This is a genomic window from Undibacterium sp. Ji50W, assembly GCF_049340445.1.
GTDB lineage: Bacteria > Pseudomonadota > Gammaproteobacteria > Burkholderiales > Burkholderiaceae_D > Undibacterium.
On record NZ_JBMPOX010000001.1, the window covers coordinates 832,931 to 837,010 of the forward strand.

The window sequence follows — 4,080 nt, forward strand, 5'->3', positions numbered from 1 at the left end:
ACACATTCCAAAACTGGAAAACGGCAACCCAAAATCGAGCGCGGCCTTTTTTTAAACTATGCAAAGCTGATCAATAAATTCATGGAAGCAAGGCAAATCAACGTCAAAATTGTTGCTGTGCAGCAAAGTTCATTGGAATTGTAATTAGACTGTTTAGCAATGTTACCGAATGTTACACTTCAATTTATCGCCTGTCAATATGGATAGAAATTACCAGCGCCACCATGATGTTGCAAAGGATTGCAATAGTGTAGAGCCATGCGCATGTTTACCCAAGGCAAGGGTAAGGCAAGTTTCGATTTTAGAGTAACTTCTCTAATCAACTTTACCACTGAGGCATTCACGCCAAAAATACAGGAAGGCGGATTATTTTCGTTTAAATAAACAATAGCCAGGATACTTAGCGCACTTTATTTCCCTGGCCTTGGTTCACAACGACAATTATCTATAGTATTGTCAACATTCGTGTTATGACTTACCTGACCACTGCACACGGCAGCACCCAAAAGAACATCCACTCTGCTTTTGAAAGTTTTCATAGTGCCCGAAAATACCTCTCCGAATCTCCCCCAACAATTTTCTTCTTCTGAAGTTGAACTCCTGGCCATGCTTCTGGAGGAAGCTGGAAATGAATTCGCCGATCATAGCGCCAATGATTTTACGATGCCGGCAACGGATGAAAATAAAGCCATTTTTGCCGCCGCGTTTGAATTATGTGCAGAACCGCAAGACGAAGATGATGAAAATTCTGACGAAGATGGACTCAGCCTCAAATATATTATGGAAGCCGAAGATCAGGTCTTTGTTTACAATGATTGGTTAATGACTTACCTCGCCAGCCGCTGTCAAAATCTATTCAAGCAAGCTGACTCCGCGCCAGCGCTGACCAAGGCAGAACTTAACATCATGAGTGAACTGTTAGCGGAAGCGCACGAGGACAGGCTCAACTCCGCAGGAAGCGTTTGTTATGACCTGACATTCTTGGCCACGCCAAAAAACAAAGTGCTCATGGCTGCCGTAGTCAATTTTTATGAAGACGACAATTACGAAGAAGAAGGAAAAAAAGAGACCATCATTGATATCATCAATACCTCGCAAAATGAAAAAGACGAGATCGATGTTCCAGATTATTGGATCATGCACTATTTTGCCCACGTTTGCGAAATGCGTTCAAAATAGGCCAAGCATGAGCAACACACAAGCACCAAAAACAATTGAGACTAAAATCCAATAGCCAAGCTTGAAGCCCATGTTGCATGATGCGCGGCAACTGCCAGTTGCCGCGCATCATGCATACTTAAATCACAATACGCGAACCCAAGACTTTCAGCCTTCCTGCTTAACCCTGATCACATCGTAAATTTCCAAATGATTCTGCAGCAACCATGTGTATAAAGCTTCATTCGCAGCATAGACTTTTGCGTTTGCGACGACAGTAAAAGAAATCAGCATTTTGTCCGTATGCATGCACAGCACGACATAACGGCTATCCTCATTCTTTTCTGGAAAACGCCCCTCATACTCAGCCGCAAAATTTGCCCATGTCTTAGCTTTGAATGGATAGGGTCCTCGCACCTCACGCAAATACGGCATGCCCTCCTCAACCATAGACAGGCGCATGAAAGTCCACTTATCGAATGACAAGCCAGGGTTTTGAAAAGCGCTGGCGGTAAACTGCGTTCCTGTTACCGGATCGCTCACCTGGAAAATGCTGTCGCTGCTTTCTTCGACCCAATTGTCTGGCACATTAACCACAATGCCCATGGCAGGACTAAAAAATTGCACCAGATTTATATGTGAAAACTCATGGTTTTCACCATCTCCTGTACTTAATTTTTTGTTGGAAAAATTTGGATTTTTCATATATTAATTTGGCTCTTCCAGGTATAACACTGATCAAAAATAACTTGTTCGTCGTACTCATCCTGCATCATGCGGGCACGTACTTGCTGGATCAACGGGTCAGGTATGAAACGCATTTCCGCAGGCAATGCAGCCATCACCGGATTCATCAAAGGGTGATCGATTTGCGGGTTAGCCAAGCCAGATAATTCCCTGAGTTTGAACAGCAAGAGTATCTCTATGGGTAAGCGGGTCCATTCGCCATTGTCAAATTCAATAATTTCATCCCCTTTGGATTGGCAACGATGGGTATGGTAATCACAAGCAGCCAAACACACAGCTGCCAATTCGTCCAAATCTGCCGAGCGCCAAATTGCGAATAGTTTTTGGAAAATGGGCTCAGCAAGTGGCTCACCTACCAAAACCGGTACAGGCTCATCCAGATAATCAGCAAAAATACGCAATATGAAATGAAAAATTGGGTAATGATGCCAAGCGGTATAAAACCCTTTGCCATAAGCAAGTAATTGTAATCGGGCTAATCGTAATGCTGCATCTTCAGCGCCAATCAATAGCCCCAATGCAGTAAAAGGTACTAGTCTCAACGACATGCTTTGCAGATACTTATTAAAGCGCATTGGCGCCTTATGGTGCTCCTCGAGCGCAATCATTTGTTCAACGTGTATAGCATCAAATGCGCGCCCCGCAAGCGAAAGATCAAACTTACCTTTATTCGTCAATTCCAGTTCTAGCTCAAAGAGCCGCATAAACCCGTATATACGTAAATCATTAGAAAGTAAATCCCATGTTTTCAACGGCGGATTAACACTATCCAGTTCTATTCCGGGGTCACTCAACAAAGTACCTTGCTGTACATATTGCTCCAGCTCCAAGATATTTTCAAGCCCGAGATTATCTCGCCATCTAGTCAAATTTTTCGCATCTGTTTTCCAGCTCTTGGGCCATTTCGGGTTGATGCCTGGTCGTTCTGTCGTTTGCATAGATTACTTTGGTTTAAATAAACACCTTTCATGGCGGCAGGTGTTTATTGTTGCAGAACGTTTCTGTTTTTCAGGTCTGGATTTGACCTTTCCAGGTATAACACTGATCAAAAATAACTTGCTCGTCGTACTCATCCTGCATCATACGGGCGCGTACTTGCTGTATCAGCGGGTCAGGTATAAAACGCATTTCTGGAGGCAATGCTGCCATCACAGGGTTCATCAAAGGATGATCGATTTGTGGGTTAGCCAAACCAGATAACTCTCTGAGTTTGAACAGCAAGAGTATCTCAATGGGCAGGCGGTTCCAGTCACCATTGTCAAATTCAACAATCGCATCCCCTTTTGAGTGGCAACGGTGGGTATGGTAATCACAAGCGGCCAGACATACAGCCGACAATTCGTCCAAATCTGGTGTGCGCCAAATTGCAAACAGTTTTTGGAAAATGGGTTCAGCAAGCGGCTCACCTACCAAAACCGGTATAGGCTCATCCAGATAATCAGCAAAAATACGCAATATGAAATGAAAAATTGGGTAATGATGCCAAGCAGTATAAAAACCTTTACCATAAGCAAGTAATTGCAATCGGGCTAATCGTAATGCTGCATCTTCAGCGCCAATCAATAGTCCCAATGCAGTAAAGGGTACCCAACTCAAACTCATAACCCGTAAATCTTTTTTAAAGCGCATTGGCGCTTTAAAATGTTTTTGCAAAACTATCATTTGCGCAAGAGATGCGGCATCAAATACACTACTTGCAAGCTTCAAATCAAAATTTTTATTGCTCATTAATTGCGACTCAAGTTCAAAAAGTCTCATTAACGCATACATATTAATTTCTGTAGCAATTGGCTCCCAAGCAAGAAACGGTGGCTCAACATGCTGACGATCAATGCCATAGTCTTTTAATTCGGTACCATACTTCGCGTAATGTTCTAACTCCTGAATATTATCAGGCCCATGATTATCTCGCCATCTCGTCAGATTTTTCGCATCAGCTTTCCAGCTCTTGGACCATTTCAGGTTGATGCCTGGTCGTTCTATCGTTTGCATATTAAATCCCCTATTTATGTTAATTTTCGATGTCAGAATTCTACCTTAAGGGCGTAAACAATACGTTAAGACTTGAAATCTCAAGTTTCCCATTATCTCATTCGTTTGGTATCCCTAGAAACACTAGACACGCCCCGTTTACCCACCCCATCCCTATCGGGCCAGATAAACAGGGCATATCCC

Annotated in this window: 4 protein-coding genes; 1 reads left to right on the forward strand and 3 read right to left on the reverse strand. The window is 43.1% G+C overall.

Annotated features, from left to right (window positions below; genetic code table 11):
• Positions 1-540: 540 nt before the first annotated feature.
• A complete protein-coding gene (locus ACO0K9_RS03765) occupies positions 541-1,179 on the forward strand; it encodes a hypothetical protein (RefSeq protein WP_422981898.1) in 639 nt (212 codons plus the stop codon).
• Between the two features lie 147 nt (positions 1,180-1,326).
• Here the strand turns inward: ACO0K9_RS03765 and ACO0K9_RS03770 are convergent, their stop codons facing one another.
• The 3 genes from ACO0K9_RS03770 to ACO0K9_RS03780 all read right to left on the reverse strand — a co-directional run bounded on the left by ACO0K9_RS03770 (position 1,327) and on the right by ACO0K9_RS03780 (position 3,897).
• Positions 1,327-1,863: a hypothetical protein gene (locus ACO0K9_RS03770; protein ID WP_422981900.1), complete on the reverse strand. Its 537-nt coding sequence runs from the start codon at positions 1,861-1,863 to the stop codon at positions 1,327-1,329.
• Positions 1,860-2,843, reverse strand: a complete 984-nt coding sequence (locus ACO0K9_RS03775; protein ID WP_422981902.1) for a hypothetical protein — start codon at positions 2,841-2,843, stop codon at positions 1,860-1,862. The genes ACO0K9_RS03770 and ACO0K9_RS03775 overlap by 4 nt, the downstream gene beginning before the upstream one ends.
• Positions 2,844-2,913: 70 nt before the next feature.
• Positions 2,914-3,897 carry a hypothetical protein gene (locus tag ACO0K9_RS03780; protein ID WP_422981904.1) on the reverse strand — a complete coding sequence of 328 codons (984 nt, stop codon included), beginning with the start codon at positions 3,895-3,897 and terminating at the stop codon, positions 2,914-2,916.
• Between the last annotated feature and the right edge of the window lie 183 nt (positions 3,898-4,080).